Source organism: Mariniflexile fucanivorans (assembly GCF_004341235.1).
GTDB classification, from domain to species: Bacteria; Bacteroidota; Bacteroidia; order Flavobacteriales; family Flavobacteriaceae; genus Mariniflexile; species Mariniflexile fucanivorans.
Map to the genome: position 1 here is coordinate 60506 of NZ_SLUP01000011.1, position 15420 is coordinate 75925.

Here is a 15420-nt window from a genome sequence, read left to right on the forward strand (position 1 = left end):
ATTAAACTGCTATTAATGGGGTATTAGAAATGACGCCATCACGCGATAAAGTGAAATTTTGTTTATATGAACCTTCTTTTATCGTATGTGTTACGGTATCCACGTAATAAAGACCATCATAAGTTAAACCTGCTCCTCGAACACCCACAATCATGCGGGATTTTAGAGGTTTTCCATACCTCAACACGTCTAATGAGCCACTTGCCGTTACACTAGGGCTGGAACCCGTCATTAAAAAACTAAGGATATCTCTTGCAGCTTCGTCAACCGCCAATTTAGATGACTCATTGGCTGTCTCAATTTTTGCAACAGGAACAGGTCTGGCTCCCAAAGGTGGTTTAACTATGTTTATGTTTGGCAACGGTACGGGTATGGGCACTTTTTTGGTGGCAGGATCGTAAATAGTATATACCTTAATTTTTTTTGCCATACCGTCTAATGAAAATGTTAACGAATCAACATTTGATAAGGAATCAAAATTTGTTGATAATGCACTTTGCGGAAGTGGTATGCTAATATCTGGACCAAAATATGCAAAACTCTGTCCTGGCAAAGGTCCGGGGTCTATATAAAACACATAGCCATTTCGACTAGCCAATCCTTGGATGAAGGCTTTATCAGTAGTATACTGATTTTCAATTTTTTCAGTAGGCGGGTGAATCACAGGAATGTTTGTTGGCATAGCTAAAGGAATGACTCCAAGTGTAGCATATTTTGCTAAAGCCGTTATCACTTTTATGTTATCAGGTATAGATGGGTAGCTCATGGAATACTCTACTAAATCCATGATAACGCTTAAATCGTCGCCCGTTATAGTTAATGTGGATGCTCCTGCTTGGTTTGATGGAGACAATTCATGGTTTGTAACAATGCCATCCATCAAAACATCAGGCTTTCCATTGATAGTAACTACAATGATAACTCGGGTAACAATAGGATCAAAAAAACCATTTGGCAACAAGGAATGTTGTAAAGGCGAGTTTTTTCCTATGGTGAAACTCAATTGAAAACCACTTTGCGTTTTACCAACAGTAACACTTACGCTGGTAAGCGCATCGATAACCATTTTTGGAACAGGAACTGCAATGCCTGTTCCCATCATTAAGGTAAGATTGATTCCTTTCAACATTTATTTTGAACCTGACATGCCTTCTGGCATGGTTATTTTGATAATATTGCCGATGGCTTCCGTTAAACGGTTTGGATGCATGACAGCATTGGCATCGCAAATGCGCCAAAATTGCTCGGCGTCACCCAGATATTGGTGGGCGATATTATCCAATCGATCATCTTGATTTACCGTATGTTCCTGCAATAATTCAAAAGCTTCAGGCTGGGCAATAAAGCGGCGTTTTACAAAAACATGTTTTTTATGGTCTTTGGATTCTAAAATTTCCGTTTCCAGTCCATAATATCTGCTGGTAGACTCAAAATAACTATTGTTGAGCCCAGTTTGTTGTAATATGGTTTCTAATGGATTGTTCATGTTATAGAGTTAATTCCGAAATCCTGCAACGTACCACCCGAATACATTTTTGCAAGACGTTCTTTGTTTTGTTGATAATTCATATAAATATTGCCACCTTGATGGTTAAAGCCTAAATCGCTGACACTTAACACACGCATACCTAAACTGATTTTAGCTCTAATTGGATTCAGTTTCGTATCAAAGGCTTCTTCAGTAATGCTGAACTCCGTAATCCGAACAGGGACAACACGGTTCTTGTTCCAAATAAACAGAGTCAATGGTGCTTCGGCTGAAGCAATTTCTATCGTTCCTATTTGTGACATTAGGTTCGCGTTAAACAAGGCACTACTCGATGGATAGATGATGGTTTCCAAGGCTGCCAGTCTATGTTGAATGCCGACTTCAGCTATAACATCATCTGCGGACTCCATGCCGTCGGTAGCGTCAATTTCGGCTTCCAAGGTATACGTTTCCACAGGTGGACCTGATAGACGTAAAGCCTCGGAACGATCGCCATCTTCTCCTGCTCCTTGCACTTGCAAATTTCGCGTAAGTGTATCTGGGTTGTATTGCAGGGTTACGATTCGCTCTATGGATGCGTTTTCAGCGTTGAGAAGTACTATTCCTCCTTTTAGGATGTATGGGGAGCGTGGGTGGGACATTTAGCTAATTTTGGAATATATTATTTGATAACATTTTGAACCGGAATCTATAATATCATAAGAGTATTCATTTTTTAAAAACATTTTGAAAATATTCGCTATATGAATTGCTACACTCACATCGATTAGTTTATTATTTGAATTTGATATTGTAAGATGTTTTACCTTATGGTTATTCATATCTCCAGATAATCTAACCCCCAATTTTGTTTTGTAAATTTTAATGTTATTGTTGTTTGTGATAACATTTGAGGTACTTAGCTTTTCAAAGCAACTCGCCATTTCTCGAATATGAACTGGATTTTTTATTAATGAACTACTTAGAGTATTTCTTTTTTTATAAACTAAACTGAGTGAAAAAATCAGAATTAATATACCTACAAGTGAGAGATGCCAATAATAGTATGGAAAAAGATTAAATTTTACAAAAAAAGCAATAACTAAAAGCAATGCCACAGTTGTCCACTGAGCCTCAGAATAGTCATGCCAGTACGGTCGATCTGGATCTCCACGATAAAATTCTATAAGAAAACGAAAAATTCCGTAAAACAAGGAATAAATGATAAGAAAAGTACCTGCATCTAAATCACTCACAATAATTATCACACCTACTATACATATTAAAAAAGTAAAGAGTGATTCTAGCAATTGAATTGGAAATAACTTAATATCCTGATAATAGGATGTAAAACCTTTTAACACATGAGGTTTTCCATATTTTACCCCCCAATTTGATGGTTTGCCATGACAACATCCCACTGAAAAACAACCAATTCTGCCAAATGCTAAAAAAATTGCAATTCCTAAAAGAGCGATATCTAAAAACTCTAAAATAGGCTGTTTTAGTAACATTAAAGTAACTGAATTCATTATCAAAATGAGTATTTCATGATGGTAGTAAACTAACGATTCTTTCCCTGTTGCCCATTTTATTAATATAATAAGAAGAATAAAACAACATATACTTACAAAGCTCATAAGTAGAATTATCATTGCCGATAGTCCTATAATTTTTCCGACAAAAAGTCCACAAATTATTCCAACTATTAAACCAATTATTCCAAAAAGATGGAAAGAAGGGATTCTAAACTTAAATAATAAGATATCTAATTTGGGCGTAAGAATAGACATTTAAATAGGTGAATACGAAGTCATAATATTTGAGCGTATCCAAGTTATTAATTCATTTAGCTCTGTGCTTCTACTATCTGTGTTTGTATTTATTAATTCGGTAGATAAAATTCTAGCCGCATCAACACTCAGTGTGGTCAAGGGACCGGTAGATTGGGGTGAAGAACCTGTATCAATTATTTCGTAAAGCGCTTTTAAAGTCGAATAAGTACTCCTGAAATCATCCAAGAGTCCTGCATGTAAGCTTGCTATAGTGAGTGTTCCTCTTGTAGTAACTAGTGAAATAATTGCACTAATTCTCTCAGTATCAGAATTTTTCTCTGCAAAAAATAGCTCAACAGCATAGGCCCCACCTTCCTGATAATCCCCCATACCCATAACATTTGTATTGTGGCGAGTATGAACATATTCATGTAAAAGTAATCCTCCTAAACGTGCATTCGAAAAACTAGGTTCTACAATATCTGGATTAATTCGGGTGTCACTATTGGGCAAAGTAGTGGCGTAATGTGAACCTGTAATTGCATCATCCTTAATGATGTCATGGTTGGAGTAATAATCATAAAAAGCTATTTCTAAATTCAAGTTACCTGTCGTTACCACATTCATTGAATCCACTATTTTATCAAGTTCTAAGGTTGATAATTGACTATTATTACTTCTAAAATTTGAGGTAGCCTCTCTTACTCTTGCTTCACCAATCGCTCCAGAAGAACTATTATCGCATCTTTGAATAGACAATCCAGTTTTCAATTTTGGTAAAAAACCACCTACAGCTTTTTTATTCCCCAAAAGAAAATTTGATGCATTCTGCCACAGAGATTGATTTGCATCTTTTTCAAGACTATGTGAATTGTTTGATGTAGAAACTGCTCCACGTTGTTGGAAAACATGAGCCATTTCATGAGCTAAAAGTGCATCACCTATTAAAGTCCCAGGCCTATATTTCCCAGCACCAAAAGCAATATGATTCCCTACAGTAAATGCTTTCGCATTTAATTGCGTTGAGAGTTCGGCAGCTTTCTGATTGTTATGAATAACCACTTCACCAAAATCTGCGGAGAAAAAACTTTCCATCTTATTTTTTTCTGTAAACGCTAGAGCTTGTCCCTCACCCAATTGCTCTATCATACTGTTTGGTGAATCATGTGAAATATTTTTCTGCTCATCTTTTAAAGGAATCTCATTAAAACTAAAAGGAATTTCATTAGTTATGATTTTTTTACTATGACCTTTTGCTGAGGGCATACTCCAAATAGGATTTGAATGATTATCCTGACTGTGATTATGCTTTATGGCTGTTTTTACTTCATTCATTCTATCATTATTATTCATTACTAAATCCATATTTTTCTGGATCTATTGGCAATACACTAACTGATTGCAAGAAAAACTTTTTCATATCTTCTTATTAATATTTTTGAGTTGTATTCTTTACTTAGAACTCATAAATTCGTATTCCCGTTTTGTATAAGGCTACTAAAAATAGATTGTGCAATTTGCCGACCTACACCTTCGGGTCTGGTATTTGCCAGTGTGGAAATCGGATTGAGAGTCATTTTTTGTTGATGATACTCTTGGGTCAATGTGTTTTCCAAACGACCATTCTCAATAAGTTGGTGCAACTCGGCCTGTAAGGATTGGGTAATGGCATACGCTTCGTTTCTAGAAAATCCTTCCAACACCAATTGGTCTATATTCAATTCGATATTTGGTTTCATTCCCAATCTTTTATTTCTGAATTACTTAAATGTTTATCGACTTTTTTATATTCACTTTTTGTGGCTTGCAATAGATGCTGCATGCCTATTTTTACATCTTCCGAAGCTGCTAAAAAAGCCGCATTCATAGCAATGTTTTTTATATTGCCTCCAGGCATATTTGCCATAGCCAATTTGCTATAATCTACACCGTTCACCCAATTTTTATTAGGAAATGCGTTTTCCCAAATGCGTTTTCTTTGTGTAACATCCGGACGCTCAAAATGGACAGAAAACCGAATCCGTCTCTCAAAAGCTTTATCGATGGCATTTTTCATATTGGTAGTTAAAATGGCTAAACCATTAAAATTTTCCATGCGCTGCAACAAATAGCCAATTTGCAAATTACTGTGTCTGTCGTGACTATCTCGCACTTCGCCTCGTTTTCCGAATAATGAATCGGCTTCATCAAAAAGTAAAATGGCACCTCCTTCTTCGGCAGCATCAAATATTTTCTTCAAATTCTTTTCTGTTTCACCTATATATTTATTGACCACTTGGCTGAGGTCTACACGATAAAGATCCAACATCAAATCATTGGCAATCACTTCCGCTGCCATAGTTTTCCCAGTGCCGCTTTCACCCGAAAATAATGCACTAATTCCCAAACCTCTTGAATGTTTTTTTGCAAAACCACCTTCATTATATACCTTGGAACGGAATCTTACATGCATGGTGATTTCTTTAAGCACCCTAAGCTCTTCGGGAGGTAGCACTATATCATCCCAAGTAGCCAAGGTTTTTATACGTTGTGCCAAATTTTCTAACACAGGACGAGTAAATTTGCAACAGGTTTTCCATAACAGATTTTCGTAATTTGTTTTAATTTCTGTACGATTGATTTCATTTGCTGCAACTTTAATTGTGTTAGTAGATAGATTGAAATGTTCCACCAATGTTGTTATGGTTTCAGAATATTTTTTACCAACATTCAACAAATCGATCCATAATCGTTTTTGTTCCTGTTGGGTAGGTTTTTCAACTTCGTATCTATTTGTCTTATTGGAGATTGTTTTCTGTGACGAATCCATATTTATAAATGTGAGTGCTTCACAATTATTAATAAAATGATTCAACATATTTTCATTATTTTGTTGATCTTGCTTTCTTTCTGAAAAGTCGATATATAGCGCATAATGATTTAAAATAGCCTGCCGATTCCATAGTTTTTCCAGCATTATAACATCTTCCTGCTTTTGGGGAATGGCATGTTTATCCAGATTGTACAAAGTATAGCCTAATTTTTCGCATGCAGTTTTAGCTACCGCCATTTTATCATTAGTGTCACTGCCAATTAACTCAATGATTTTTTGTGGCTGCAAATTTTTGGAATACTGATTTACAATATTATCAACCAGTTTTTGTTGTGATTTGCTAATAAGGTATTTTCCGTCATCTTTTTTTATAATTGAAGCCAATGATTCTTCCAAAAAAGGAAATCCTGTTAAATAATGTAATATACCTTCATCTATTTTGATGGGTTGGTTAGCCAACAAGGTTCCTGAACTAAGGTGGATTAAATCCCATTTTCTAAGCGGGGAAGTTGGTGAAATAGCGTTCCAATGGGTTGAACAAAATCCTGCAAGCAGTACATTGAAAGTTGGATAAACGGCATCTGGATGACCTTGTAATTTACATATAAGTTGGCTGTACTCTGAACTTAATTCTATTCCTGCACATACAAGCAAGATATTTTTTTCAAATTCTGAAAGATGATATTGTTCAACCAAAATATCCAAATTCGGTTTTTGCTGGATGATATCCTTAATTTCACCCATCAGTTTAACAAACACATTTGAATCTTTATATGGCTTCTTATTAGCATTTTCTGAAAAATGATACTGAAATTCATCCATAGTCCTTTGAATGGAAGTCATTAAATAACTTCTATTCAATTCCAACCAATATATTTTTTTTATGTCCATTAAGGAATTATAATTGAAGGATCTGAAAAATCATCAAAAAGTGGGCTGGTGGCATTGTTCACCCTTATACGTACCAAATAAGTTCCCGTTTCAACGCCATTCATATTAATCACAATGTCGTTTATATTGGTTTCTGCTATTTCTTCAAAACTATATTCTTTTGCTTGACGCGTAGTTGTATCGAAATCAATTTCATTTAAAAATACCGAATAACGCTTTCCTTCTTCAATTTCCGGATGCACATCGGCTGTTAAATCTAAACCCACCAGATCTATATTTTCCAATACGGGACTTAGAACAAATGCCGTGAGATTGGAGCTCACACCTTTATGTAGAACTTCGGGTTCGCCAAGCAACATCTCGTGTACTATTTGTATGCTATGTACTCCCGCATATAAAGTGTTTGGGATAGGAATGACAATTTTACTGTCTAATTCCACTTCCACCTCTATGTTAAGATTACCATCAAATTGCACTTTGGTAATTTCTGCAAACAAACTATTACCTGTAATATTTAAAGTATCTCCTTCAATAAATACTCTATTGCTAGAATAATTGCTTGCCATACGATTTTGTGCAACTATATCTTGAATAAATGGAAGCTTAATGGGTTTTACATATAACTTGCTTTGCAAAACAGGAAGGGCTTGTCTAACAGATTTTTCCTTGCGCAACAATGCTACACTTACCTTGTAATAAGCGCTTATCCTATATTTTGCACCAAACATGGTCCAGAGTTTTGAAATCTCTTCTGTATTAAGGTATTCTGGCGTTATTTTGATTTGTTCAATTTGATCGGATAAATTTGAATCTGCTAAAATGGCTTCACTAGCTAATTTATTTGCTATAAAATCCCTTCCAATAATCACATTATCATGAAATGCCACCATGCCATAACCTAACATTAAATCTGCATTCACTTTCTCGTGACCATGCGCACTCATTACATAAAACAAATCGAGAGCCAAATAAGGGTTTGTAACACGCTGTCCTGATGTATTTCTTGATGTTAAATCTTGATTACGCCATCCACCATTTTCCTTAACCATGTAAAGGTATAAGTTTAGCACATTATCGGTTTCACCTATATTTTTCTCCAACCTATCCAACGGCTCGGTAAACACATCAACACCTAACGTATCAATACTTTCATCACTAATACTTTCATCAAGGATTGATTTTAACGTATGGGTAATGGCTCCTATGGCTTTTAAAGAATTCACAATACATTATTTTCTTTTATTAATATAATCATCAAGAGAAAGTTTCAAATTAGGTTGTGCCTTAGGCTTTAAAGGCGTTTTAGGAGAGGCCTTAACAGCTTTCACTTCTATTTTACCAATGGATATTTTAATAGATGGTTGCACAGAAGTAGGTGCCGCTTTTTGTTGCGCCATAGTATCGTTGTTTTCCTTGAAACCTATTTCTGTTTTATTTGTAACCATTACGGGCTTATTTAGTATCCCATAACTTTTATTTTCCTTAGTTTCGTTTGGTTTATAATATGGCTTTTCAGTGGGTTCCTCCCCTACATTCTTTAATTGTGAGGCTGTTGACACCGTACTTTTCTCTTTAATTTCTTCACCATTATAGTCCGAAGAATGAAAATGTTTTTCAATAGTATTCAGAAATTGATTTTGACTTTTACTGATGTTTTCAATGTTTTTCTCTTCAGAATGAATAGTCTGATATACTTTCCGAGAACCATTTATCATTTCTTCTGAAGCTCTTTCATCTATAGGATTGTACTCTTGAAAAGAAGTGTTTTCAGTTTCTGAAGTATTGTTAATAGGCTCATTATAGGTTGCCTCAGCAGCATCTTCAAACCTACTTTTTAAACGAGGTTCTACCACATTTTGCCTTTGTGAATTTTTATTTAGAAGATTATTTATATAGTTACTAATCATGAATTTAGAAGATTTAGGTAGTGGTTTCTTCTATTTTCGGACATGTTGATAATATCCAATTCAGACCAACCAAAGGCTTTTGCCAACAAACATATCTGACGCAGAAAACTTTTTGCCCATTGGTCTATTTCCTTCCATAAATAGGTAGAAATATCAAAAACAACATCCCATTCATGTTTACATTCTGTACAGTTTAGGTGGTAGCTAATATTTGAAGCTTTGCATGTTTTATTGAATTTATTATTGATTTGCATCAACAAATCATCAGGGATTTTTTGATTAAATGTGCCTTCTGGAAAATCTTTAAGGTTTAAAATACATTTTCTAATTATTTGGATTTCCTCTTTACAGATAAGGTCATCTGAATTTGGTAATCGAACCATTATATGATAGTTCGGTATATCTATCGGTATTTCAATATTGTCTGGGGTATCAATTAAAATTGGAATTTCCATTTGATGAAAATAAAAATCCCACTCTACGGCTTGTTTACATTTTGGGCAATGCGCTATATTATTAAATCGATTTCCAAAAAGCATTTTCCGAACATGAAACAAAGCAACATCCCTTTTTTCAATACTCCAATTAAATATATTCGAATGGTTGGCTTCATTTAAAACCAAAGATGCAAGTGCTGCACCTTTTATGGTTTGATTTTTACCCACACAATAATCCCAAACCTCAAGAATTGAGCTGGTATTCATTACTCAGGTTCGGTAAATGAAACTTCTTGAGGTTCTGAAATGGCATAATCTCGCTCCCAACCTTCGTTTTCAAGTTTTAAGGACTGAATGGCAACAGCATTGGCATTGGCATCCAATTCGGGAAGTGCATTGAATTCAGACACCCAACATCTATATATATTATACGAAATGGCTAGTTGCCCCGCTTCGTTGTAGACTTCTACCGTAATATTTTTTCTGAAATCCTGAAGGGAAACTTCACCACCCAAGCCAGCACCAAAATTCCATACTTTGTTGGCCCATTTTTCAAATTCGGTATCATGGGTTACACCGCGCTCAACGGTAATAGCCTCAAATTCAGTACGCCCTGGCGATTTTCTACTACTACTTGGATCGCCTCCTTCTCGGTGGGTAATCACTTCGGTTGTTTTTTTAAGGCCGCTTACTTTACTAACGCCCGCAACGTATCTCCCATCCCATTTAATGCGGAACTTGAAATTTTTATAGGGATCGAATCTATTGGTATTAACTGTAAATTGTGGCATGATTAAAAGTTTTTAAATGAAAATGGATTGTTTTTATAATCTTAGAAATTTATACATCTATTTGACCTGCAATTTGCTGAATTTTAAGGACAACAAACTCTGCAGGTTTAAGGGGAGCAAAACCTACCACTATATTTACTACGCCTAAATTGATATCGTTTTGAGTAGTGGTTTCAGAATCGCACTTTACAAAATAAGCCTCTTTCTTTTGACCTTGAAAAGCACCTTGCCTGAACATATTGTGCATAAATGCACCGACATTCATTCGGATCTGACCCCAAAGTGGTTCATCGTTTGGTTCAAACACCACCCATTTCAACCCTCTGAATAAGCTTTCTTCAATGTATAATGCGGTTCGTCGAACTGGTAAATACTTCCATTCTGAAGCTAAAACATCAGCACCATCCAAGGTACGTGCGCCCCAAACTACTTTTCCATAAACAGGAAAGGAGCGTAAGCAATTTACACCAAGCTGGTTTAATTTTCCGTTCTCTTGATCTGTTAAAGGAACACTAAATCCACTAACACCAGATAATTTAGCTTCTGTACCCGCAGGGGCTTTCCAAATACCGCGTTCAGTATCCGTTCTCGCCAATACGCCTGCAACGGCGCCACAAGGCACGAATTCCTCAATTTGATTGTTTTTTAATGGGTTTGGTTTTAACAATCTTGGAAAATACAGGGCAGAATAATTATCCGGATTCATAGCTTTTACCCCATCAATAGCTTGTTGCATATTCCCCCAACTGCTTGGTGCGTCTCTTAATAATACTGCTCTTCGTTTTTTGCAATACCCCATGGCGGTTTCATACGTTCCTGCCTGGATATCGTTATTATTGTTATAAGGAGGGATACATAGCAAATTAAATATATCGGCTTTTTCCAAAGCATATAAGCCGGTTTTGTTTGTATCAGACCCAAGTACTTCTGTATCTGTAATAGGAACAGTACCATTACCGCCACCTGCCAGAGATACTTTTGCGGTATCTGCAATTTCACTAGGTCTAGCATCAAGACTGTCAATCACTATTAAACTCGATTTTTGCTTAACTACATTAATGGCATAGTTTGGTGACTCTTCTACAATTGATAAATTTAAAAAATGCTCCACTTGGCCGTCGGCGTGTTCCACGTGAAGATTGAACAATGTATTATCGGTAGTATCTTTTGTGTCATGGTCTACCCAAAAAGAAATGCCATCTCCCCATTCGCCGCCAGAAGATGCGTTGATAGTAATTTCACCTGCAATTGCAAGGGTTGCGGCAATAGCACCATTTGAAACGCGAACGATTATAGCTTCGCCGCCACCATTCTGAAAAAAATCTCGAACCGCAAAACTCATGGTACTGTCATCCGATAATCCGCCAAAAGCACGTTCATAATCACCATAATTAAAAATAGTAGTCGGTTCGTTTTCATGTCCCTTTTTTGCGCTTCCAATAAACGCGGCAATAGAAGTAGAAACACCAGAAATGGTTTTTACGCCACTGGGTATTTCTTCAACATATACCCCTGGGTAAGTTGTTTGTACAGGCATAATATTAAGTTTTAAATAAAGTTGTTAAAAGAAAAATATGCGTAAGTAAGCTATTGTGAATATGGCTTCGCCGCTTTTGAATCCCATTTTTTATTGGAATCAAAATAATGAGTAAAATAATGAGTAGAAGTTCTCAACTAGATTTTAAAACTACATTTTTTTTTTCAAATTAACAAATATTATTACCTGATAATTAAATGTTTAACTAAAATGTTATTGTAAAAAAAATTGTTTATATTTATAATCTCTCCTCACACAAAACAAAATTAGGTATTCATCCTGATTAGGTTTTATATATAACGATTAATAGCGACATACTAATTTTAATGGGCTTGAGTATGCCCATAATTTCAATTATAAACCTATAAACGCTATATTATGAAATCTTCTACTCCACAACACTGGCATGTACTATATACTAAACATCGACACGAAAAAAAAGTGGAACAGTTATTACAGGAAAAAAACATTGAGGTTTTTTTGCCTATGATTAAAACCATAAGAATATGGAGTGATCGAAAAAAGAAAATCCTTACCCCTCTTTTTGCCCGCTATATTTTTGTAAAAGTCCATTCAAAAAAGGATTTTTATGATGCACTGTCCACAGATGGTGTTATTAAGTCTGTTAAATTTGGTAGTGACTACGCCATGGTGAGGGCTAATGAGATTTTTCAAATAAAACAATTGTTAAATTTGGAGGAAGCTTCGGATATTAAGGTTGAAAACCATTTACCAAGAAGCGGTCAAAAAATGAAAATCTGCTATGGCCCCTTAATTGGACTAGATTGCGAAGTAGTCAATGCCAATAATAAGTGTAAAGTTGTTGTTAGAATTGAATCTATACAAAATTACATAACGGCTCATTTACCAAGCTTATATTTAGAACCAAAAACATTTATAGGTAACAGTTAAATTATTTTATATTTTTCTAATAAATAATTTCATTTACCAAAGTAAATGAAACCGCTTACCAAAACAAACAATATAAGGCTGCTGTTACAATGCATACAACAAAAGATCCTATATTGAATAATGGTGAGGTTTTAAATATGTCTTTGGATAAATCGATTCCTTTTTCATCATCTTTTCCTTTATTCTGAAGGTAGCTTAATACAACAATTATTAACATTGTAAGCACAGCAGTTAAGCCCATTTGATGCATCCACGGCTCTAAGGCCGCTATGGGAAGATATTTTAATAATAAAGCAATTGGTATGGAGAGTAAAGCTCCCCAAATAGCGGCATTATTAGTAGTCTTTTTCCAGAAAAGCCCTAAAATGAATACTGCTAAAATACCAGGGCTAACAACCCCTGTCCATTCCTGAATAAATTGGAAAGCTTGATCAATACCACCTAAAAGTGGCGCCATAATAACCGCTATTATTAAAGCCACAGCTGCCGAAATACGCCCAACATTTACAGTTGTTTTATCATTTGCATTCTTGTTAATGTACTGCTTATAAATATCCATAGTGAAAATGGTGGATGTTGAATTTAACATCGACGCTAACGATGATACAATGGCCGCAGCCAATGCAGCAAATGCCACTCCTTTTAATCCCGTTGGTAAAAATTGTAATAACCAAGGATATGCTTTATCTGCTTGCCCTGTAGTTGGCATGCTTAATTGTCCGGCTTCTCCCAAGCCTGCCATAATGGAAGGATCGTTAACCATAACATACGCTGCAATACCTGGAATAACAACTATTAAAGGGATAATTATTTTTAAGCCTGCCGCCAATAAAATACCTTTTTGAGATTCTTTTAAAGATTTTGCAGCCAAAGTTCGTTGAATGATATATTGATTGAAGCCCCAATAGTAAATATTGGCAACCCATAAACCCCCTATTAGCACCCAAATACCTGGTAAATTTAAATAATTGACGTTTGTACTGCCATCGTTATTAAATTCATCCAATATCATATGGAATTTCTCTGGTGCCGCATCCAATACTTTAGAAAATCCTGCTAGCATACCTTCGCCACCAGACACGGTATTTAAAGCCAAATATGTTGTTGCCAAACCTCCTAAAATTAAAAAAACCACTTGGATCACATCCGTCCAAGCTACAGACGATAAACCGCCATATAACGAATAGGCTGCAGCAAACAGTGCTAAACCTATAACCGCATACATCATATCTACCCCCATAATGGTTTCAATAGCTAAACCCCCTAAATACAATACAGAAGCTAGGTTAACAAATACGTAAAGTGCGATCCAAAATACGGCTAGTATCGTTTTTAAATTGGTGGAGAATCTTTTTTCAACAAACTCAGGAATGGTGTAAAGTCCTTTTTCTATAAAAATTGGTAAAAAATATTTGCCCACAATGATTAATGTGATGGCAGCCATCCATTCATAAGAAGCAATGGCTAAACCTAATGCAAAGCCAGAACCAGACATACCAATAAACTGTTCTGCCGAAATATTTGCAGCAATTAAAGAAGTACCTATGGCCCACCAAGGCAAGGATTTACTCGCCAAGAAATAGTCTTCGGCATTTTTCTCATGACCAGCTTTATCTCGAGAAACCCAAAGTCCTACCCCTAAAATTAATATAGCATAGGCTACAAATACGGCATAATCCCAAAATTCAAATCCATTTGTCATAGTTAGTTATTTAGTTTGTTTAGTAAATTTCAAAGTCTTAAAAGGCAAAAAACAATAATCACCTTCAAAACCGAACCTGTTATTTATAATAATTTTCAAATATATAAAAAAGCAACAAAACATACCAGTACCTACTAGTTTTTAGTTAAATATTTTTTTATACCTTTGCCACATGAGCATGATTCGTGTTAAAAAACAAATAGGAACCCCTAAATACAAACAAATTATAGCATCCATTGAAGACGCTATAGTTTCTGGCACTTTAAAAAAAGGCGATCAATTACCTTCTTTAAACAGTATTAGAGACACTCATAAACTTTCAAGAGACACCGTTTTAATGGCATTTAACGAATTGAAAACCAGAGGCATTATACAATCTGTTGTCGGAAAAGGTTATTATCTTATAAATGATAACATTGAAGTATCCCAAAAAGTGTTCTTGTTATTCGATGAACTCAATTCGTTCAAGGAAGATCTTTATAATTCCTTTATTAATAATCTTGGAGAAAACATTCGTGTAGATACCTATTTCCATCATTTTAATGAAGACATGTTCAGTAAATTGATTCATGAAAATACAGGCATTTACAACTATTATGTTATTATGCCTGCCAATTTACAGAACACCAATTTGGTTTTAGATGTGCTTCCTAAAGATAAAGTTTACATACTAGATCAAACACATCCTGAATTATCCGAATATTCAGGTATTTATCAAAATTTTGAAAAGGATATCTTAAATAGTCTCAACAAAGCTTTACCATCCATTCAGAATTACAAAAAAATGATATTGTTTTTTGACCACAATCGGCAACCTCAGGGGATGCTAAAGGGATTCAAGAAATTTTGCAAAATAAATGCTATTACAAATGAAGTTATTAGTTCTTTTCAAAATAGAGAATTAAATAAAGGTGATGTTTTTGTAATACCCGATGATAAAAACCTTTTACGTGTCATCAAAAAAATTAAGGAAGAAAAATTTGTTCTTTCTAAAGATATTGGAATAATATCATACAACGACACCTTACTAAAAGAAATTGTTGAAGGTGGCATAACCACTATCTCTACCGATTTTAATGCTATGGGAGAGCGTTTAGCAAAAATGATCCTTAATAAAGAACAACTACAACTACAAATAGAAAACACCAATAATTTAATTCTAAGAAATTCCTTGTAACAAAATATAAA

General features: G+C 35.1%; 15 protein-coding genes. 2 read left to right on the plus strand and 13 right to left on the minus strand.

From position 1 onward, the window contains the following. Window position 1 precedes the first annotated feature (1 nt). The 12 genes from EV196_RS18570 to EV196_RS18625 form a co-directional block, all read right to left on the minus strand. Complete coding sequence (locus tag EV196_RS18570; protein ID WP_132219285.1) at window positions 2-1129, minus strand: hypothetical protein; 1128 nt, start codon at window positions 1127-1129, stop codon at window positions 2-4. Further along, on the minus strand, window positions 1130-1486 hold the full coding sequence (locus EV196_RS18575) for a LysM domain-containing protein (RefSeq protein WP_132219286.1): 357 nt from the start codon (window positions 1484-1486) through the stop codon (window positions 1130-1132). Continuing rightward, entirely contained in the window at window positions 1483-2130 is a 648-nt protein-coding gene (locus EV196_RS18580) for a hypothetical protein (RefSeq protein ID WP_132219287.1), read from the minus strand. Before EV196_RS18580 ends, EV196_RS18575 begins: the two co-directional genes overlap by 4 nt. Then, window positions 2131-3261: a prolipoprotein diacylglyceryl transferase family protein gene (locus EV196_RS18585; RefSeq protein WP_132219288.1), complete on the minus strand. Its 1131-nt coding sequence runs from the start codon at window positions 3259-3261 to the stop codon at window positions 2131-2133. Beyond that, a complete protein-coding gene (locus EV196_RS18590) occupies window positions 3262-4608 on the minus strand; it encodes an eCIS core domain-containing protein (protein WP_132219289.1) in 1347 nt (448 codons plus the stop codon). It lies immediately after the preceding gene. A 98-nt stretch (window positions 4609-4706) separates the two neighbouring features. Then, a complete protein-coding gene (locus EV196_RS18595) occupies window positions 4707-4982 on the minus strand; it encodes a hypothetical protein (protein ID WP_132219290.1) in 276 nt (91 codons plus the stop codon). Further along, window positions 4979-6946, minus strand: a complete 1968-nt coding sequence (locus EV196_RS18600; protein WP_132219291.1) for an ATP-binding protein — start codon at window positions 6944-6946, stop codon at window positions 4979-4981. The genes EV196_RS18595 and EV196_RS18600 overlap by 4 nt, the downstream gene beginning before the upstream one ends. Further along, window positions 6946-8169: a DUF4255 domain-containing protein gene (locus tag EV196_RS18605; protein WP_165876199.1), complete on the minus strand. Its 1224-nt coding sequence runs from the start codon at window positions 8167-8169 to the stop codon at window positions 6946-6948. The genes EV196_RS18600 and EV196_RS18605 overlap by 1 nt, the downstream gene beginning before the upstream one ends. Window positions 8170-8175: 6 nt before the next feature. Further along, entirely contained in the window at window positions 8176-8853 is a 678-nt protein-coding gene (locus tag EV196_RS18610) for a hypothetical protein (RefSeq protein WP_132219293.1), read from the minus strand. Then, the gene (locus tag EV196_RS18615; protein ID WP_132219294.1) at window positions 8850-9557 is read right to left on the minus strand and encodes a T4 family baseplate hub assembly chaperone; all 708 of its coding nucleotides are present in this window, start codon (window positions 9555-9557) and stop codon (window positions 8850-8852) included. The genes EV196_RS18610 and EV196_RS18615 overlap by 4 nt, the downstream gene beginning before the upstream one ends. Further along, window positions 9557-10081, minus strand: coding sequence for a phage tail protein (locus EV196_RS18620; RefSeq protein WP_132219295.1), 525 nt, complete (start codon window positions 10079-10081; stop codon window positions 9557-9559). Before EV196_RS18620 ends, EV196_RS18615 begins: the two co-directional genes overlap by 1 nt. Before the next feature lie 49 nt (window positions 10082-10130). Then, on the minus strand, window positions 10131-11618 hold the full coding sequence (locus EV196_RS18625; protein ID WP_132219296.1) for a phage tail sheath family protein: 1488 nt from the start codon (window positions 11616-11618) through the stop codon (window positions 10131-10133). A 378-nt stretch (window positions 11619-11996) separates the two neighbouring features. Between EV196_RS18625 and EV196_RS18630 the strand changes: the two genes are divergently transcribed. Next, the gene (locus tag EV196_RS18630; RefSeq protein ID WP_132219297.1) at window positions 11997-12530 is read left to right on the plus strand and encodes a UpxY family transcription antiterminator; all 534 of its coding nucleotides are present in this window, start codon (window positions 11997-11999) and stop codon (window positions 12528-12530) included. A gap of 55 nt (window positions 12531-12585) precedes the next feature. Here EV196_RS18630 and EV196_RS18635 read toward each other — a convergent pair whose 3' ends face one another. Beyond that, complete coding sequence (locus EV196_RS18635; protein ID WP_132219298.1) at window positions 12586-14232, minus strand: sodium/sugar symporter; 1647 nt, start codon at window positions 14230-14232, stop codon at window positions 12586-12588. A 172-nt stretch (window positions 14233-14404) separates the two neighbouring features. Here EV196_RS18635 and EV196_RS18640 point away from each other — a divergent pair, with 172 nt between their 5' ends. Next, complete coding sequence (locus EV196_RS18640; protein ID WP_132219299.1) at window positions 14405-15409, plus strand: GntR family transcriptional regulator; 1005 nt, start codon at window positions 14405-14407, stop codon at window positions 15407-15409. The last annotated feature ends 11 nt before the right edge of the window (window positions 15410-15420 follow it).

Bases quoted from the DNA above. Each gene is read 5' to 3' on its own strand.
- EV196_RS18615 (WP_132219294.1), bottom strand. From the start codon at position 9,557: ATGAATACCAGCTCAATTCTTGAGGTTTGGGATTATTGTGTGGGTAAA.
- EV196_RS18640 (WP_132219299.1), top strand. From the start codon at position 14,405: ATGAGCATGATTCGTGTTAAAAAACAAATAGGAACCCCTAAATACAAA.
- EV196_RS18625 (WP_132219296.1), bottom strand. From the start codon at position 11,618: ATGCCTGTACAAACAACTTACCCAGGGGTATATGTTGAAGAAATACCC.
- EV196_RS18595 (WP_132219290.1), bottom strand. From the start codon at position 4,982: ATGAAACCAAATATCGAATTGAATATAGACCAATTGGTGTTGGAAGGA.
- EV196_RS18610 (WP_132219293.1), bottom strand. From the start codon at position 8,853: ATGATTAGTAACTATATAAATAATCTTCTAAATAAAAATTCACAAAGG.
- EV196_RS18635 (WP_132219298.1), bottom strand. From the start codon at position 14,232: ATGACAAATGGATTTGAATTTTGGGATTATGCCGTATTTGTAGCCTAT.
- EV196_RS18580 (WP_132219287.1), bottom strand. From the start codon at position 2,130: ATGTCCCACCCACGCTCCCCATACATCCTAAAAGGAGGAATAGTACTT.
- EV196_RS18575 (WP_132219286.1), bottom strand. From the start codon at position 1,486: ATGAACAATCCATTAGAAACCATATTACAACAAACTGGGCTCAACAAT.
- EV196_RS18585 (WP_132219288.1), bottom strand. From the start codon at position 3,261: ATGTCTATTCTTACGCCCAAATTAGATATCTTATTATTTAAGTTTAGA.
- EV196_RS18630 (WP_132219297.1), top strand. From the start codon at position 11,997: ATGAAATCTTCTACTCCACAACACTGGCATGTACTATATACTAAACAT.
- EV196_RS18570 (WP_132219285.1), bottom strand. From the start codon at position 1,129: ATGTTGAAAGGAATCAATCTTACCTTAATGATGGGAACAGGCATTGCA.
- EV196_RS18600 (WP_132219291.1), bottom strand. From the start codon at position 6,946: ATGGACATAAAAAAAATATATTGGTTGGAATTGAATAGAAGTTATTTA.
- EV196_RS18620 (WP_132219295.1), bottom strand. From the start codon at position 10,081: ATGCCACAATTTACAGTTAATACCAATAGATTCGATCCCTATAAAAAT.
- EV196_RS18590 (WP_132219289.1), bottom strand. From the start codon at position 4,608: ATGGATTTAGTAATGAATAATAATGATAGAATGAATGAAGTAAAAACA.